Below are 16,836 nucleotides of genomic sequence, written 5' to 3'. Positions count from 1 at the left end.
AACGCCAACTCAATGTCCGCAACACCGGATCACGGCGGCTCCGGCGCGTCCGGGCGAACCGCCCGCACCGCCGCCGTGATCCCCGCCGCGGGCCGCGGAGTGCGGCTGGGCCCGGGCGCCCCCAAGGCGCTGCGCCCGCTGAGCGGTACGCCCATGCTCGTCCACGCCGTACGGGCGATGGCCGGATCACGCTCCGTCTCCCTCGTCGTCGTGGTCGCCCCGCCGGACGGCGCCGACGAGGTGCGGCGGCTGCTGGACGCGTATCCGCTGAGCGGCAGCCTCGGCGACACCACCGAGGTGGTCGTCGTGCCCGGCGGCGAGACCCGCCAGGAGTCGGTGCGCAAGGGGCTGGCCGCCGTCCCCGAGACCGTCACCACCGTGCTGGTGCACGACGCGGCGCGGCCGCTGGTGCCCGTGGACACGGTGGACGCGGTCGTCGCCGCCGTACGGGACGGGGCGCCCGCCGTCGTCCCGGCGCTGCCGCTGGCCGACACCGTGAAGCAGGTCGATCCGCGCACCGGGGAGCGGGCCGGTGAGCCCGAGCCGGTGGTCGGCACCCCCGCGCGCGCCCTGCTGCGCGCCGTCCAGACCCCACAGGGCTTCGACCGCGCCACGCTCGTGGCCGCCCACGAGAAGATCGCCCTGGAGGGCGAGGGCGCCACGGACGACGCGGGCATGGTCGAGCGGCTCGGCGTCGAGGTCGTGGTCGTCCCCGGCCATGAGGAGGCGTTCAAGGTGACCCGGCCGCTGGACCTGGTGCTGGCCGAGGCGGTTCTGGCCCGCAGGAGGGCGAACGATGGCTTCTGACGCGGCGATGCTCCCCCTGGTGGGCATCGGCACGGATGTGCACGCCTTCGAGAAGGGCCGTGAGCTGTGGTGCGCCGGGCTGCTGTGGGAGGGCGAGGAGTACGGGCTCGCCGGGCACTCCGACGGCGATGTGGCCGCGCACGCCGCCTGCGACGCGCTGTTCTCCGCCGGCGGGCTCGGCGATCTCGGCGCCCACTTCGGCACCGACCGCCCCGAGTGGTCCGGCGCGGCCGGCACCACGCTGCTTGCCGAGGCGGCCCGGATCGTCCGGGGTGCGGGCTTCGAGATCGGCAATGTGGCGATCCAGGTGATCGGCGTACGCCCGAAGATCGGCAAACGGCGCGACGAGGCGGTGAAGGCGCTGACAACGGCCGTGGGCGCCCCCGTCTCGGTGTCCGGTACCACCACGGACGGGCTGGGTCTGACCGGCCGCGCGGAGGGGCTCGCGGCGATCGCGACGGCGCTGGTGTTCCGGCGGTAGCGGCAGCGGCGACCGGTGGTCCGCACCGGAGGCGTGGGCGCTGCGATGGTGGCGCCGCCCGGCGCTCAGGGAGGGGCGCGCGGGGGCGTCCGGAGTGTCACCCGCGTCCCGAGTGTCACGCTTCTGTGTCCCCGTGGGGGAAGGGGCACGGGGCACCGTTCACTTCCCACTACCCTTGATGCGTGACTATTCGCCTGTACGACACCAGCGCCCGGCAGATCCGTGACTTCACCCCGCTCACGCCGGGCTGCGTCTCGATCTACCTGTGCGGCGCGACCGTGCAGGCCGCCCCGCATATCGGGCACATCAGGTCGGGGCTGAACTTCGACATCATGCGCCGCTGGTTCGCCCACCGCGGTTATGACGTGACGTTCATCCGCAATGTCACGGACATCGACGACAAGATCATCGCCAAGTCGGCGGAGCAGAAGCGCCCCTGGTGGGCGATCGGCTACGAGAACGAGCGTGCCTTCAACCAGGCATACGACATCCTCGGCTGCCTGCCCGTGACCTATGAGCCGCGGGCGACCGGTCATGTCCCCGAGATGATCGAGATGATGCGGGAGCTGATCGACCGGGGCCATGCGTATGCCGCCGAGGGCAATGTCTACTTCGATGTGCGCTCGTTCCCCGAGTATCTGAAGCTCTCCAACCAGGATCTGAACGGGCTGCGGCAGCCCTCGGGCGAGGGCGAGACCGGCAAGCGCGACCGGCGCGATTTCGCCATGTGGAAGGCGGCGAAGCCGGGGGAGCCCAGCTGGGAGACCCCGTGGGGGCGCGGCCGCCCCGGCTGGCACCTGGAGTGCTCGGCGATGGCGCACAAGTACCTCGGGCGCGCCTTCGACATCCACGGCGGCGGCGTCGACCTGATCTTCCCGCACCATGAGAACGAGATCGCGCAGGCCAAGGCGTTCGGCGACGACTTCGCCGCCTACTGGGCGCACAACGCCTGGGTGACCATGAGCGGCGAGAAGATGAGCAAGTCGCTCGGGAACTCGGTGCTGGTCTCCGAGATGGTCAAGCGCTGGCGTCCGATCGTGCTCCGCTACTACCTGGGCACCCCGCACTACCGGTCGATGATCGAGTACAGCGAGGAGGCCCTGCGCGAGGCCGAGTCGGCGTTCGCGCGGATCGAGGGCTTCATCCAGCGCGTGGTGGAGAAGGCCGGGAACGTGGAGCCCGCCGCCGAGGTGCCGCCCGCCTTCGCCGAGGCGATGGACGACGACCTCGGGGTGCCGCAGGCGCTCGCGGTCGTCCACACCACCGTCCGCCAGGGGAACTCCGCCCTGACCGCCGACGACAAGGAGGCGGCGGTCGCCCGGCTCGCCGAGGTGCGGGCCATGCTGGGGGTGCTGGGCCTCGATCCGCTCGATGAGCACTGGGCGGGCGGTTCGGACCGGGGTGAGGATCTGCACGGCGTGGTCGATTCCCTCGTCCGGCTGGTCCTGGAGCAGCGGCAGGCCGCGCGGACCCGTAAGGACTACGCGACGGCGGACGCGATCCGCGATCAGCTCCAGCAGTCGGGTCTGCTGATCGAGGACACCCCGTCCGGGCCGCGCTGGGAGCTGGGCAGCCGCTGACCTGGCTGTTTGTGCCGCCCACCGCGTTGGGCGGCACACTTGTGACCGTACATACGACCGTACGACCGTAGAGGCGTGTGGCGTTCGACGTTTTCCGTTGCCGTTGCCGTTTGCCGAGCAGCGCTGAGCAGTGAAGAGACAGGTGACATTCATGGCCGGCAACAGCCAGCGCAGGAACCGCCGTACCAGCAACAAGAAGGGCGCGACGGTCGGCAGCGGCGGTAAGCGGCGCCGCTCCCTCGAGGGCAAGGGGCCGACCCCGCCCGCCGAGATGCGCAAGGGACACGCCAAGCAGCGGATGGCCAACGCCCGCGCCCGCCAGGCCGCCAAGCGCCCCGTTCCGCGGCGCGGCGGCAAGGGCACGAACGAGCTGGTGGTGGGCCGTAACCCGGTGGTCGAGGCGCTGCGCGAGGGCGTTCCGGCGAACACGCTGTATGTGCAGCAGTTCGTCGACAGCGACGACCGGGTGCGCGAGGCGCTGAAGGTCGCGGCCGACCGCGGCGGCATCCACCTCATGGAGGCGCCCAAGGCCGAGCTGGACCGGATGACGAACGGGCTGAACCACCAGGGCCTGGTGCTCCAGGTCCCGCCGTACGAGTACGCCCACCCCGAGGACCTGAGCGCGGCCGCCTTCGACGAGGGCGAGGACCCGCTGATCGTCGCCCTCGACGGCGTCACGGATCCGCGCAACCTGGGCGCGGTGGTCCGCTCGGTGTCCGCCTTCGGCGGCCATGGCGTGGTCGTACCGGAGCGGCGCGCGGCCGGGATGACCGCGGGCGCCTGGAAGACCTCCGCGGGCACCGCCGCCCGCACCCCGGTCGCCCGCGCGACCAACCTCACCCGGACCCTGGAGGGCTACCAGAAGGCGGGCCTGACGGTGGTCGGACTGGCGGCGGACGGCGATGTCGAGCTTCAGGACCTCGAGGTGCTGGACGGCCCGGTCGTGATCGTCGTCGGCAGCGAGGGCAAGGGGCTGTCGCGGCTGGTGGGCGAGACCTGCGATCTGCGGGTGCGGATTCCGATGCCGGGTGGCGCGGAGTCGCTGAACGCGGGTGTGGCGGCGGGCGTCGTTCTGTACGAGGCGGCGCGGCGCCGGGGCTGACCCTGGGGCGAGCGGTGCGCCGCCGGGCGTGGGCGGGTCTGACGCGGGCGTGGGCCGGGGCGCGGGTGCCTCGGTTCGTGGCGCGCCCCCGGGCCGATGATCTTGACGGGCCTCGGACAGATCGGGACGTCCCCGGCAGTGTCTTTCCCGTCCGTCACTCGGTTAGTTGGGCGTGGAGACCAGAAAAGCCCGCATGCCTTCGCCCCTGGCGGGACGCGCGGGGGGATTCGACGACGAACCACAGCTGACCATGGCCAAGGTGCCATGCGATCCGGCGCAGGTCGCCGTCAATGCCCCGAGCTTCCGGGTGCAGCTCAGCGTCCCGGTCGTCAGCAACACGCTGACGGACACGGCACGGCTCGCCCGCGTCCCGGCCCCCGGCCGGCGTCGGCCGCCCGTGGTGTGGAGCGGCCGTACCCGCCCCGGCGGGGACACCGCGGCGACCCGGCTGCTCCAGGCCGTGCGGTACTCCTCCGAGGGTCTGACCGACAGTCTGTCCGATGGCCTGAACGACGGTTTGGGCCGGTCCCGGGCGGGCGAGGGCGCCGAGGACGCGGGCGCCACGCAGGTGCTGCCGAGGATCGCCCTCGACGACGACACGCCGCCCACGGTCATCGGCCCGCGCAGCCCCCGTACGGAGTCCGTGCCCCGGTCGTCCGGCGGGTCGTCCGGCGGTCGGCGGCGTCCGGGCGCGGACGGCCCGCACAAGGCTGGTGGGGCGCACGAGGCGGGCGGGGCGCGCGGAGCGGGCCGGGCGAGCGCGGTGGCCAGGGCGGCCGCTGCGGAGCGGCGCGGCGCGTCCTCCGGACGGCCGGGCGCCCTCGACGGCGAGCGGGACGAGTCGCGGGGCGCCGCGGTTCCGCGCCCGCGCCGCCACTCCGAGTCCGTACGCCACGCCTACTACCCCGGGCGCCGGATGAACCTCGGCGTCGTCCTGCTCCCGCTGCGCATCTTCCTCGGCTTCATCTCCATCTACGGCGGGATGGGCAAGCTCTCCGACCCCGTCTACTTCGACGGCGGCGAGCGCGGTTCGATGGTCACCTGGCTGCGCAGGCTGCACCCCTGGCCGATCGCCGAGCCGCTGCGCGATCTGGCGCTGGAGCATCCGGTGGGCGCCGGGCTGACCGTGGCGTTTCTGCAAATCGTGGTCGGGTTGCTGACCGTGCTCGGGCTGTGGCAGCGGCTGGCCGCCTCGTTCGGCGCGCTGCTGTCCGCCGCGCTGATCGTCACCGTGAGCTGGCGCACGGTGCCGGTCTACGACGCGCCCGACATCATCTACCTCGCCGCCTGGAGCCCGCTGATCATCGCGGGCGCGCCGGTCTACTCGGTGGACGGCCGCCTCGCCGGGGAGGCGTGGCGGCGGCTCGGCCCCCGGGCCGAACTGTGGGAGCTGCGGCGCCGGGTGCTGCGCCGCGGCGGAGTGATGGCGATGGTGGTCGCCGGGCTGACGCTGCTGGTGGGCTCGATGCTGGGCGCCGCCGTGCGGTCCTCGGAGGTCGTGAAGGCGCCGGAGCCGAGCGATATGCCGACGAACAACCTGCCCGGCTCACCGCTGCCCAGCAAGCCCGCGGAGAGCCCGCGCGGCGGGCAGCGCGGGACGGTGGGCACGGGCGGTGGCACGGCGGGCGCGCCGTCGCCGCGCGAGCGGCTGTCGCACCGTCCCCGGCCGTCCGCGTCGGACTCCTCGGCGTCGACGTCCTCGTCCGGGGTGCCCAGCGCGACGGATTCGGCGTCCGGCACGTCCGGCCGCGCCAGCGGCGCCTCCCGGCCCCGCCCGGGCCTTGGCACCACCCCCCGCTCCCCGCGCCACCCCCTCGCCCCGACGGCGCCGGGGCCGTCCTCGCTGGGCGGCGCCGGCGGCGGCCTGTCCGCGGGTGGCCCGGAGGGCGGGCCGCCGGAGGACAACACATACAACTACAGCGATCCGGCCGCCGAGGAAGCCGCCCTGGGCGGCCTCCTCGGCTGAGAACGCTCCCGCTCCCGCGCCCAGCGGTGCCCACGCTCTGCGGCTCCGCCGCGTGGCAGGGGCTCCGCCCCTGGACCCCGGGCTCGGGGGCGGGCCCCGGACACCCCGTGGCGTGCTGGCTCGCGGTGATGGCGGGGTAGGCGGGGCTTTCCCCTACCCGCCCCTTCCCGTAACAAGGGGCTCTGCCCCTGGACCCCGGTTTCGGGGCGGGGCCCCGGACGCCCCCTGGTGTGTTGGCACGCCGGGGGGTCGGGGGGTCGGTGTGTGGCTCTGCCGCGTGGCAGGGGTTCTGCTTCTGGGCCGGGGGTTCGGGGGCGGGGCCCGGGACGTTCCCCCTGGTGTGTTGGCACGCCGGGGGGTCGGTGTGTGGCTCTGCCGCGTGGCAGGGGTTCTGCTTCTGGGCCGGGGGTTCGGGGGCGGGGCCCGGGACGTTCCCCCTGGTGTGTTGGCACGCCGGGGGGTCGGTGTGTGGCTCTGCCGCGTGGCAGGGGCTTTGCCTCTGGGCCCGGGGCTCGGGGGCGGGGCCCGGACACTCCCTGCCGTGGCAGCACGCCAGGGGTGTCTGGGGCCCGGTTGCGGCTCCGCCGCGTGCGGGGCTTCCCTGGGCCCCGGGGCTGGGGCGAAGCCCCACCTCGACCCCGCGGCGGAGCCGCATATCGCGACTGTTCCTGGCGCGCTGGCGCGCCAGGAGCTTCGCTCTTGGGCCGCAGGGTCTGGGGCGGAGCCCCAGTTTCGGGAAGGGGCGGGGAGGGGAGCAGCACGCCGCAGGCGCTGCCGGGAAGGGCTCCGACCCCGAGCCGCAGCCCAGTACCGCCCGCAGGTCAGGCGTGTGGCACAGGCGTCGTGTCGAAGGGGCCGTGGCCGTGGGGTGGGGGGCCCGCGGCCAGTTCCTTGGCTGCCTCGGTCAGGTCCTTCGCGGTGTCGATGGCCCGCCAGTACGCACCCTGCGGCAGCGGGAAACCCGCCAGCCGGCGTTCCCGCGCCAGCCGCGGGAACGTGGTGCGTTCGTGGTCGCCCCGGTCGGGCAGCAGCGCGGTGAAGGCGGCGGAGAACACGTAGACGCCCGCGTTGATGAGGTACGGCGAGGGCGGCGACTCGATGAAGTCCAGGACGTGGCCGAACTCGTTGGTCTCCACCGCCCCCCACGGAATGCGCGGCCGGGCGAGCGCCAGCGTGGCGGTGGCGCCGCGCTCGTCGTGGAAGTCCGCCATGTCGCGGAGCGAGAAGCGGGTCCAGATGTCGCCGTTGGTGGCGTACCAGGGCTGGTCGGGCTCCGGGAGCCTGGCGGCGGCGAACTTCAGGCCGCCGCCGCGCCCCAGCGGCTCCTTCTCGACGACGGTCCGCACCCGCAGCGGCAGCTCCGCCGCCTCGAGCCAGTCCTGGAGGACGGCGGCGAGGTGGCCGCAGGAGACCACGGCGTCGGTGACGCCCTCGGCGGCCAGCCAGGCCAGTTGGTGGCCGATGATCGGAGTCCCGGTGCCCGGGATCTCGACCATCGGCTTGGGGCGGTCGTCGGTGTACGGACGCAGCCGTGAGCCCTGGCCTCCGGCCAGGACGACGGCTTGTGTGGGGCGCGCGGTCTGGTGGTGATGCCCGGGCCTGCGCTCGTCGTCATCGCTCATGAACCGCACCATATGCGGTGCGGGGACCGCCGAAGGGTGAACAAGGGGGGAAGGGCCCCGGCGGAACGGCGGGGGACGCGGTCAGCGGTACGCCTGGGTGGTCCCGGACGCGAACGAGGTGTCGCAGACGGGCCGTGCGTACGCCTGGGCGCGGCTCACACCGCCGTACTTGGCGACCGCGGCGCGGCCGAGCGCACGGGCGATGGAGGCGCAGTGCTTGGCCAGCGAGGGCCGTTCGGCCGTCGCCACCTGGAGGTGGGTGAGCGCCACGGAGGGGTTCTTCTCCTGGAGCTCGGCGAGCAGTCGGTCCCGCAGCAGCTCATGCGGCGCCCGGTGGGTGGCATGGGTGGACGCCCGGTCGGAGGAGGCGGTGAGGATCTGCGACTCGGCGCTCGGCGAGGCCCAGGGGACGCGGGTGACCGCGAGGGTGCCGGAGAGGACGAGCACGACGGGGAGGACGAGGGCGAGCGTTCTGCCGATGCGGCGGGCTGCGTGGTTCACGGGGTGGTTCCTCGCGGGTGGGTGGTACGGAGTGGGTGGTACGGAACTGCGGTACGCGGTGATCGTAGCGAGGAGCGACGATTTGGCGACATTCCGTCACCGGGCCGGGTGATGGAAACCCCCTCTTGGCGTGCGGAGGGTTGACGCTCGGGGGCGAAATGCTCGAAATGTCGGGTAATTTATCGACAACGCAACACCGCGGCACACGCGCTCCGCTCCCACCCAACGCGACGACGCCGCCCGTCCGCGGGAAGCGGACGAACGGCGCCGTCGGTACGAACTGACGGGCCAGCGGCCTCAGTCGCTGAGCCGCTCCCCGGACGAGGTCGAGAAGACGTGGGTCTCGCCCGGCCGCGGCACGACGTGCAGTTGCGCGCCCTTCTCCGGCACCTGGCGCCCGTTCACGCGGACGACCAGGTCCTTGACCTCGCCGCCGACCTCGGCGGTGCCGTAGACGTAACCGTCGGCGCCGAGCTCCTCGACGACGTTGACGGTGACGGCGAGACCGGCCGGGGCGTCGTCGGACGCCTTGGTGAGGCCCTGGGCGGCGCCGCCGTTCTGCTCGACCACGTCGAAGTGCTCGGGCCGGACGCCCACGGTGACCGTGCGGTCGCCCTTGTCGGACGCGGCGCTCAGCGCCTCACGCGAGACCGGGACGAGGCTGTTGCCGAACTTCACACCGCCGTCGGCGATCGGCACCTCGACCAGGTTCATCGCGGGCGAGCCGATGAAGCCCGCGACGAAGAGGTTGGCGGGGCGGTCGTACATGTTGCGCGGCGAGTCGACCTGCTGGAGCAGCCCGTCCTTGAGCACCGCCACCCGGTCGCCCATGGTCATGGCCTCGACCTGGTCGTGGGTGACGTACACCGTCGTGATGCCCAGCCGCCGCTGGAGGCTGGCGATCTGGGTGCGCGTCTGCACACGCAGCTTGGCGTCCAGGTTGGACAGCGGCTCGTCCATGAGGAACACCTGCGGCTCCCGGACGATCGCCCGGCCCATCGCGACACGCTGCCGCTGACCACCGGACAGCGCCTTCGGCTTGCGCTCCAGGTACTCGGTGAGGTCCAGGATCTTCGCCGCGTCCTCGACCTTCTGCCGGATCTCGGTCTTGTTGACGCCGGCGATCTTGAGCGCGAAGCCCATGTTCTGGGCGACGGTCATGTGCGGGTACAGCGCGTAGTTCTGGAACACCATGGCGATGTCCCGGTCCTTCGGCGGCAGATGGGTGACATCGCGGTCCCCGATCCGGATGGCTCCGCCGTTGACGTCCTCGAGCCCCGCGAGCATCCGCAGGGAGGTCGACTTCCCGCAGCCGGAGGGGCCGACGAGGACGAGGAACTCGCCGTCCTCGATGCCGATGTCGAGCTGGTCGACAGCGGGCTTCTCGGTGCCCGGGTACACCCGGGTTGCCTTGTCGTACGTGACGGTGGCCATGGTGATCTGTCCCTTCACCGGCAGGAACGTGCCGGACGATCCGAGTAAAGGAGGGGTCTAGTCCACCGGAGGTGGATTGGCGTGACGCTATACCGGCGAGGGTGGCCATGTCTCTAGCCAGGACCCGAGAATTTTCGAACGGATCACCCCCCGGGGCCGGGTACACTACGGGGGACGCCGACTTAGCTCAGCTGGTAGAGCACCGCTCTTGTAAAGCGAAGGTCGTCGGTTCGAACCCGACAGTCGGCTCTGAGCCCGAGCAGGGAAGAAGCCCCGGACGGTCTGCCCTCCGGGGCGTTTGCCATCTCTCCCCGCCTTCTCTCTCCTCGCCTCCCCTCTCCCCGCCTCCTCCTTCTCGTCCTCGCAACCGCCCGGCCCGGTGGACCACCACGTGGACCGCCATGTGGACGGCGATGTGGACGGCGATGTGGACGGCGATGTGGACCGCCCGTGGACCGCCACTGCCGTGAACGGCGGGTGAACTTTCATCGGGGCCGGGTTCTTCACCTCCGGCGTTGCAGCATGTTCCGCTCTTGTGAAGTCTTCGCGGCCCGTCGCATTGCAGCTTCCTGCACCGGATGTTGCCTTCCAAGATTGAGTACGTTGATATGGTCTCGACGGATCGGATAACCCGTGCCATCTCGGCGACGGGTTCTCGACGGCCATCGGATGATGGCCGCCGGACAGGGGGCAAAATGCATGAGCGGGAGTTCCGCGCTTTCGTTTCCATCGCTGAGATAGGGCGTATGGATCAGGCGGCCAAGGCGCTCGGCTATTCACAACCGGCCATTAGTTACCAGATCAAGTGCCTGGAACAGATGCTGGGCACCAAGCTTTTCACCCGCGACTCCACCGGTGCCCAGCTCACCAGGGAAGGTCGCATGATTCTTCCGTCCGCGCGGGCGGTGCTCGCGCTGATCGACAGCATGAAGGGCGTCTGCGCGGCGGCCTGACGCATGCTGCAATCGCCACTTCGGTCAGGATTGTGGCGGCGGTCACTCAGGAATGAGGAACTCCTCATGTGAATGATCGCCACATGGATTTGGAGTGGTATGACCCGCTGGTTCGCGGCTTGTCGGAGTCATTCTCCGATTCCCTACGTTGGCTGGCAGTAACAGGACAGAAACAACCCGGGACGCTCGCTGAAAGCCTCCGGACCGATGCGTACAGTGATGATCACGACGTCAGAGGCGGGGGAGCCCGGAGGTCGCGCTACAGCTAGCTGACAACTTCGGGGGTCCGCGCGGGGGATCGAGGGGGCCGATAAGGGGGGAGGCGCGCCTACTCTTTCTGGGCCGACTCGAACGCGTTGACTGGCGTAGGAGTGGGAACTACTGTCGGCCGCGCATCGATAATTGAAGTGTTCCGCCTTTCAACCTTTGGCGAACGGAACATACCTGGCCATTCAGGGGGATGGTCACTCACTTCAACCTCCCAGCCGCATCCCGGACCTACCGGTCCGATGTCCGCTGGTGATCGTTGTGTCATAACGGGGGTAAAGCGTGACAGGTTTGGCGATGGCGCCTGTTTCCGCGAGAGCGGGGGAACCGGCGGCGGTAAGCGCGGCTTCGGGGGCCTGTGGTCCCGAACCGGGGCGTGACGGTGTGGTGCAGGCACTGCTCCAGGCCCGTAAATTGATCGATTCGACGGTGAATCTGCACCGTCGCACCGTGGCCCGGCACGCCGTGGTGACGATGAAGGGGAATGACGCGGCCGTCGGACACGCCGTGGAGGGGCTTGTCGACCGGGCCCGGCACGGCATCAGCATCGCGCTCCCCGCCGGCGGCGACCGGGCCGAGGTCATGGTGTCGGCGCTGCGTCGGCTGACCGGGCCGGGCCATGGGCGCATTCCGGTGCGGCTGCTGTGCACTCCTGGTGCGCTCGCCGACCCGGCGACCCGGGCCGCCGTGGAAAGCGGTGTGAACACGCAGGTCAAGGTGGTCGACGCGGTCATGGAGATGCTGATCGTGGACGGCAGCGTGGCCATGGTCCGGTCCTCCGTGGAGCGCGGCGGAGGGGACGTGGTGTCGGTCATCGAGGACACGGCGTCCGTCCGGGCTCTGGATCTGCTGTTCGCCGGTGCGTGGTCGGGCGCGGTGCGCCTCGCGGAGCACCGCTGGATCAGCGAGCGGCTGCGGACCGAGTCCGCCCGGCGCATCCTGGAGCGGCTCTGCAAGGGCTACACCGACGATGTCGCGGCACGTGAGGTCGAGGTGTCGTTACGCACCTACCGGCGCCATGTCGCGGAGATCATGCGGGCGTTGGGGGCCAGTTCCCGGTTCCAGGCAGGGGTGCGGGCGGTCGAGCTCGGCCTGCTGTCGACGGCCGACTGACCGTGGAGTGACGCGGTACGGGGCGGGCCGTGCCGATGGGCGGACACGAGTGGGTGTTCCGCGGTTGATACGCGATGAAGAACTCACGCGGGGGTGAGTGGTGTGCCATCCGGGGTGCCCGAGAGCTCTTCGGGCAGCAGCCGTCGAGAGGTCGACCTCGTTCCGGTCGAGGCCGCCGATGAATTCGAACGGGAGCTGCTGGAAGTCAGCGCGCTCCTCGCGTCCACGGTGGACAGACGCCGTAATCAGTTGCACCGCGACTCCATGGTGGACGTCGTCGACGCCCATGAGGACGCCGTCGAGACGGCGGCGCGGCTGGTCACGGACGCGGCCAAGCGCGTGGACGTGGTGCTCGCCGCGGAGCCCGGGTACTCCGAGGCGGTCCACGGCGCCCTGACCGCGCTGCTGTCCGGTACGGCGCGGAAGACCTCCCGGGTGCGGCTGCTGTGCACGCCCTCGACGCTCGACTGGCGGTTCGTCTCGGCGCACGCCGCCGAACCGCGGGTACGGACCCGGGTGGCCCGGATCCCCGCGCTGGTCGCCGTGATCGCCGACAATGAGCACGCGCTGGTGTGCGCCGCGTCGGTGGCCGGCCGCCGGGCCTCGGTGGTCCGCGCCCCCGGTGTCATCCAGCCGCTGGTCGCGTTGTTCGACGGGGTGTGGCGCAACGCGGTCGAGGTCTCCGACCGCATCGAATTCGGTGACAAGACGCGGGCGGATATCGCACAGCAGATACTCGAGCGGCTGCGGGCCGGAGTGACCGACGAGGTCGCGGCTCGGGAACTCGCGATGTCCGTGCGGACCTACCGAAGATATGTCGCGGAGATCATGGCATTACTCGGGGCGAATTCACGATTTCAGGCCGGGGTGCGCGCCGCGGAACTCGGTCTGCTCATCTCGCAATCCGCCGGCGAGCGCCGGTGACAGACCATCGCATTCTTTTCAGCGGCCCCATGGCAGCTTCATGACCGGCCGTTGCCCGGTGCATCGGGGCGCGGCTAGAACTGGCCGCAAGGAATGCGGGCGGGTCACCAGGGCGACGGGGGATCGGCCGACGATGACGGGGAGGGGCGTGGAGACGATGGCCGTCGGCATCGACAGCAAGTGGTTCCGCAGATACGGGACCGGGGCGGCACCGCGCAGGCGGCTGGTCTGCCTGCCGCACGCGGGGGGATCCGCCGGGTTCTTCCACGGCTGGGGGACCGCCTTCGACTACGGGGTGGAAGTGCTCGCCACGCGCTATCCGGGCCGGCAGGAGCGGCTCGCCGAACCGGGCATCGACCGCGTCGAGGACCTCGCCGACGAGGTCACGGCGGCCCTGCTGCCCTTCGCGGACGTGCCGTTGACCCTCTTCGGCCACAGCATGGGCGCGTCTGTGGGGTACGAGGTCGCGCTGCGGCTGGAGAGCCGGTACGGCATCCTCCCCCAGGCGCTCTTCGTCTCCAGCCGGAAGGCCCCGCACAAGCTGACGCCCCAGGCCACCTACCTGGACGGCGACGAGGCGCTGCTGGAGGAGGTGCGGGGGCTCGGCGGCACCGATGGCGAGCTGCTGGACGACCCGGATCTGCGCGAGGTGGTGCTGCCCGCGCTCCGGGCGGACTTCAAGGCGGTCGGGACGTACGGCCCCCGTACCGCGGTGCCGGTCGGCTGCCCGGTGGTGGCCCATGTCGGGGACGGCGACCCGCACATCACGGCGGAGGACATGGCTGCCTGGGGCGAGGTGGCACCGGCGGGTTTCGAACTGCGGGTGCTGCCGGGGAACCACTTCTACCTGGTGGAGCAGCGCGACGCCGTCGTCCGCGCGCTCGCCGCGCATCTGGGTTGACCTCATGGCCCACTCGACGATGACCTCACCGCCGCAGATGAGCGGCGTGGGCGTGCTCGACAAGGCGTCCCTGCTGCTGGGCGTGTTGGAGAGCGGCCCCGCCACGCTGGCCCGGCTGGTCTCCGACACCGGTCTGAAACGGCCCACCGTGCACCGGCTGGTGGTGGCCCTGGAGCGGCTGAGACTGGTCGCCCGCGACGGGCAGGGGCGCTTCGCCCTCGGCCCCCGGCTGGGCGACATGGTCGTCGAGGCGCGCCAGGACCGGCTGAAGGCCCAGGCGGGCCCGGTGCTGGCGCAGGTGAGCGCCCGGACCGGGACGAGTGCCCGGCTCCACCGGCGCCGCGGCCGGATGCGGATCTGCGTGGCCTCCTCCGAGGTGCTGGGCGGTGAGCCGATGCCGGTGGGCACCGCGTTTCCCATGAAGTCCGGGGCGGTGGCCCAGGTGCTGCTCGCATGGGAGGAACCCGAGGTGCTGTACGAGGCGCTGCGCGGGGCCCGGTTCTCCGCGGCCATGCTCTCCGGTGTACGGCGGCGCGGCTGGGCCCAGAGCGTCGGGGGCTGGGAGCCGGACATGGCGACCGTATCGGCGCCGGTGCGCTCCCCGGAGGGGCGGGTGATCGCGGCGCTGTCGCTCTCCGGGCCGATCAGCCGGGTGAGCCGCAATCCGGGGCATCAGCTCGGCTGTGAGGCGATCGACGCGGCGGTGCGGATCGCCGAGTTGTCAGGTTGCTGACGTCCCGCGGACGGCGGGGCGGGGTGGGACGAACGAGGGCGGGGGTGGTCGGGCCGAACGACACCGAGGCCGTGGGGAGGCAGCTGTGCGGCAGGTGGAGTTCGGAATCCTGGGGCCGGTGGAGGTGCGCGTGGACGGGCTGCTGCTGCCCGTCGACGGCGCCAAACAGCGGACCGTGCTGGCCGCTCTGCTGCTGTCCGGCGGCCGGGTGGTCTCGGACGACCGGCTCAGCGAGCTGCTGTGGGGGCGCAATCCGCCGGTCACGATGACCGCGCAGCTCTACACCCATATCTCGCGGCTGCGGAAGCGCTGCGCCCCCTGGCTCCAGCTGGCCCGCCGGGGCCCGGGGTACGCCATGGACCACAGCGGGGCGCGGTTCGACTGGGAGGAGTTCCAGCGCCTCGCCGAGCAGGGGCGCGGTGAACTCGCCGACGGCCGGTACGCGGACGCCGCCGAGCGGCTGCACTCCGCGCTGGCGCTGTGGCGGGGGCCCGCCCTGTCGGATGTGACCGGCTTCCTGGAGGAGACGGAGCTGCCGCGGCTGGAGGAGGCCCGGATCAGCGCGGTGGAGCACCGCCTGGAGGCGGAGCTGGCGCTGGGCCGGCACGCCCGGTCCGTACCCGAACTGACCCGGCTGGTGGCCGAGCATCCGCTCCGGGAGGGCTTGCGCGGGCAGTTGATGACCGCCCTGTACCGGTGCGACCGGCGGGCGGACGCGCTGGCGGTCTACGAGCGTGGCCGGCGGGTGCTGCGCGACGAGCTCGGGATGGACCCCGGCGCGGGGCTGCGCCACGTCCACCACGGTGTGCTGCGCGGCGATCTGCCCGGCCCCGCCGCCCCGGAGCCGGTCCGGGTGCGGCTGCACAAGGCGGGGCGGGCGGGTGTTCCCGGGTCCGAGCCGATGGCCGGGGACATCTGGGACGGTTTGATGCCCGCCATGCTGCCGACCGACATCGCCGATCTGAGCGGGCGCGCGGAGCAGCTCGCGATGGTGTCGGACGGGCTGCGAGCCCCCGGGCGCGGCGGGGCGACGGTGCTGACCGGCGCTCCGGGGACGGGCACCTCGGCGCTGGCGGTGCACGCCGCGCACCGGTGCCGCGCGGACTTTCCGCACGGGCAGCTGTACGCCGATCTGAGGGAGGAGGACGGCGGGCCCAAGGATCCGCTGGATGTGCTCGGCTGGTTCCTGCGGGCGCTCGGTGTCGGCCACCACGATCTGCCCGCCGCCCTGGACGAACGGGCGCAGCTGTACCGCAGCCGGCTGGCCGGCCGCCGGGCGCTGGTGGTGCTGGACAACGCGGTCGAGGACCGCCAGGTGCGCCCGCTGCTGGTGAACGGCGACGGCTGTCGCACGCTGATCACCGGTCACTCCTCGCTGGCCTCGGTGGAGGGGGTGCGCCTGGTGCGGCTCGATCCGCTGGACGCCGCGGAGGGGCGGCTGCTGCTGGCGGCACTCGCCGGGCCCGGGAGGGTGGCGGCGGAGCCGGACGCGGCCGACCGGATCGTGGCGCGGTGCGACGGGCTTCCCCTGGCGCTGCGGATCTGCGCGGCGCGGCTGGCGGCCTACCCGCAGTGGCGGCTGGCGCATCTGGCGGACCGGCTGGCGCCCGCGGAGCGGCGGCTGGGCGAGCTGTCCCTGGGCAGCCTCGATGTGCGGGCGACCCTGAGCCGCTGTCACGCCCGGCTGGCGCCGACGGCCCGGTACGCGTTCCGGGTGCTGGCGTACCGGGACGGGGACTCCGCGTTCACGGCGCGTCAGGCGGCCGTGGAGCTGCGGTGGCCGGAGGGGCGGGCCGAGGACGTACTGGAGTCGATCTCGGAGGTCCGCCTGCTGGACATCATCGCCGACGGGGATCAACTGCGGTACCGGTACCGCCCGTTGGTGTGGCTGTTCGCCCGTGAGCAGCGGGGCCGCGGACCGGGGCCGCAGTCACCGCCGGGCGGCGGTACGGGCTGATCCGGGCCGGGTCGGGCTGATCCGGGCCGGGCCCCGGGCGGTCGTGGCGGTCGCCGACCCGGGCGGTCGTGGCGGTCGCTGACCCGGGCGGTCGTGGCGGTTGCCGGGCCCCGGGCGCTCCTTGGCGGGCCCGGGCCCCGGCCGATCCGGCTCGAGACGCCTCAGGGCGTGTCCGCGATGGTGCTGTGGACGGCGTTGATGAGCATGGCCACCAGGCTGGCCCAGCGGGCGCCCGCGTCGCTCATCAGCGACTGCCGGGGCCCGATGTACTCGGCGTACTCGGTGCGGTGCGGGTCGAGCGCCAGCTCCCTGACGACCGCGGCGAACTCCGCCGGATCGTCCAGGTCCCGGCGTTCCAGGTGCTGGAGCCAGGCCGTGAAATCGAGTTCCACTCCGGCCGGAATCTCAGTGGTCGATACGTTTTCCACTGCACCTCCCTGGTTCGTGCGGACCGGCATCCAAGTCCGCGGGACCAGCATGGAATGCCCGCCTATG

The 16,836-nt window shown here is 72.2% G+C and carries 16 protein-coding genes and 1 tRNA gene; 13 read left to right on the top strand and 4 right to left on the bottom strand.

What is annotated here, in order from left to right; genetic code table 11:
- Positions 1 to 12: 12 nt before the first annotated feature.
- From ispD to KHP12_RS24880, 5 genes are all read left to right on the top strand, one after another.
- Positions 13 to 807 (top strand): 2-C-methyl-D-erythritol 4-phosphate cytidylyltransferase, encoded by a 795-nt coding sequence (gene ispD, locus KHP12_RS24900; protein WP_037961461.1) that lies wholly within the window; start codon positions 13 to 15, stop codon positions 805 to 807.
- A complete protein-coding gene (ispF, locus tag KHP12_RS24895; RefSeq protein WP_086881486.1) occupies positions 797 to 1,288 on the top strand; it encodes a 2-C-methyl-D-erythritol 2,4-cyclodiphosphate synthase in 492 nt (163 codons plus the stop codon). The genes ispD and ispF overlap by 11 nt, the downstream gene beginning before the upstream one ends.
- Positions 1,289 to 1,470: 182 nt before the next feature.
- Entirely contained in the window at positions 1,471 to 2,868 is a 1,398-nt protein-coding gene (gene cysS / locus KHP12_RS24890) for a cysteine--tRNA ligase (protein ID WP_086881485.1), read from the top strand.
- A 151-nt stretch (positions 2,869 to 3,019) separates the two neighbouring features.
- Positions 3,020 to 3,970 (top strand): 23S rRNA (guanosine(2251)-2'-O)-methyltransferase RlmB, encoded by a 951-nt coding sequence (gene rlmB, locus KHP12_RS24885; protein WP_086881484.1) that lies wholly within the window; start codon positions 3,020 to 3,022, stop codon positions 3,968 to 3,970.
- 193 nt (positions 3,971 to 4,163) lie between these two features.
- Positions 4,164 to 5,936, top strand: a complete 1,773-nt coding sequence (locus tag KHP12_RS24880) for a DoxX family protein (protein WP_211833802.1) — start codon at positions 4,164 to 4,166, stop codon at positions 5,934 to 5,936.
- 821 nt (positions 5,937 to 6,757) lie between these two features.
- Here KHP12_RS24880 and KHP12_RS24875 read toward each other — a convergent pair.
- The 3 genes from KHP12_RS24875 to KHP12_RS24865 form a co-directional block, all read right to left on the bottom strand.
- On the bottom strand, positions 6,758 to 7,558 hold the full coding sequence (locus KHP12_RS24875; protein ID WP_210609457.1) for a nucleotidyltransferase family protein: 801 nt from the start codon (positions 7,556 to 7,558) through the stop codon (positions 6,758 to 6,760).
- A gap of 81 nt (positions 7,559 to 7,639) precedes the next feature.
- Positions 7,640 to 8,059, bottom strand: coding sequence for a hypothetical protein (locus KHP12_RS24870; RefSeq protein WP_020870433.1), 420 nt, complete (start codon positions 8,057 to 8,059; stop codon positions 7,640 to 7,642).
- Positions 8,060 to 8,356: 297 nt separating this feature from the next.
- Positions 8,357 to 9,493 carry an ABC transporter ATP-binding protein gene (locus KHP12_RS24865; RefSeq protein ID WP_037961528.1) on the bottom strand — a complete coding sequence of 379 codons (1,137 nt, stop codon included), beginning with the start codon at positions 9,491 to 9,493 and terminating at the stop codon, positions 8,357 to 8,359.
- Between the two features lie 176 nt (positions 9,494 to 9,669).
- Here KHP12_RS24865 and KHP12_RS24860 point away from each other — a divergent pair.
- The 8 genes from KHP12_RS24860 to KHP12_RS24825 all read left to right on the top strand — a co-directional run bounded on the left by KHP12_RS24860 (position 9,670) and on the right by KHP12_RS24825 (position 16,341).
- A tRNA-Thr gene (locus KHP12_RS24860) sits at positions 9,670 to 9,742 on the top strand.
- A 49-nt stretch (positions 9,743 to 9,791) separates the two neighbouring features.
- Positions 9,792 to 9,974, top strand: coding sequence for a hypothetical protein (locus KHP12_RS24855; protein WP_211833801.1), 183 nt, complete (start codon positions 9,792 to 9,794; stop codon positions 9,972 to 9,974).
- A 214-nt stretch (positions 9,975 to 10,188) separates the two neighbouring features.
- The gene (locus tag KHP12_RS24850) at positions 10,189 to 10,446 is read left to right on the top strand and encodes a LysR family transcriptional regulator (RefSeq protein ID WP_014061570.1); all 258 of its coding nucleotides are present in this window, start codon (positions 10,189 to 10,191) and stop codon (positions 10,444 to 10,446) included.
- A gap of 651 nt (positions 10,447 to 11,097) precedes the next feature.
- Positions 11,098 to 11,826 carry a helix-turn-helix domain-containing protein gene (locus KHP12_RS24845; protein WP_244203212.1) on the top strand — a complete coding sequence of 243 codons (729 nt, stop codon included), beginning with the start codon at positions 11,098 to 11,100 and terminating at the stop codon, positions 11,824 to 11,826.
- Between the two features lie 114 nt (positions 11,827 to 11,940).
- On the top strand, positions 11,941 to 12,750 hold the full coding sequence (locus KHP12_RS24840; protein WP_086884556.1) for a helix-turn-helix domain-containing protein: 810 nt from the start codon (positions 11,941 to 11,943) through the stop codon (positions 12,748 to 12,750).
- 157 nt (positions 12,751 to 12,907) lie between these two features.
- Positions 12,908 to 13,651: a thioesterase II family protein gene (locus KHP12_RS24835; protein WP_037961530.1), complete on the top strand. Its 744-nt coding sequence runs from the start codon at positions 12,908 to 12,910 to the stop codon at positions 13,649 to 13,651.
- Between the two features lie 4 nt (positions 13,652 to 13,655).
- Entirely contained in the window at positions 13,656 to 14,384 is a 729-nt protein-coding gene (locus KHP12_RS24830; RefSeq protein ID WP_086884555.1) for an IclR family transcriptional regulator, read from the top strand.
- 85 nt (positions 14,385 to 14,469) lie between these two features.
- Positions 14,470 to 16,341 (top strand): AfsR/SARP family transcriptional regulator, encoded by a 1,872-nt coding sequence (locus tag KHP12_RS24825; RefSeq protein WP_308016941.1) that lies wholly within the window; start codon positions 14,470 to 14,472, stop codon positions 16,339 to 16,341.
- A gap of 161 nt (positions 16,342 to 16,502) precedes the next feature.
- On the opposite strand, the gene KHP12_RS24820 is transcribed toward KHP12_RS24825, so the two are convergent.
- Positions 16,503 to 16,769, bottom strand: coding sequence for a hypothetical protein (locus tag KHP12_RS24820; RefSeq protein WP_143678463.1), 267 nt, complete (start codon positions 16,767 to 16,769; stop codon positions 16,503 to 16,505).
- Positions 16,770 to 16,836: the final 67 nt, after the last annotated feature.

The organism is Streptomyces asiaticus (assembly GCF_018138715.1).
Lineage (GTDB): Bacteria > Actinomycetota > Actinomycetes > Streptomycetales > Streptomycetaceae > Streptomyces > Streptomyces asiaticus.
Note: the sequence above shows the minus strand (reverse complement) of the source record. Positions and strands in the feature narration are given on the sequence as shown.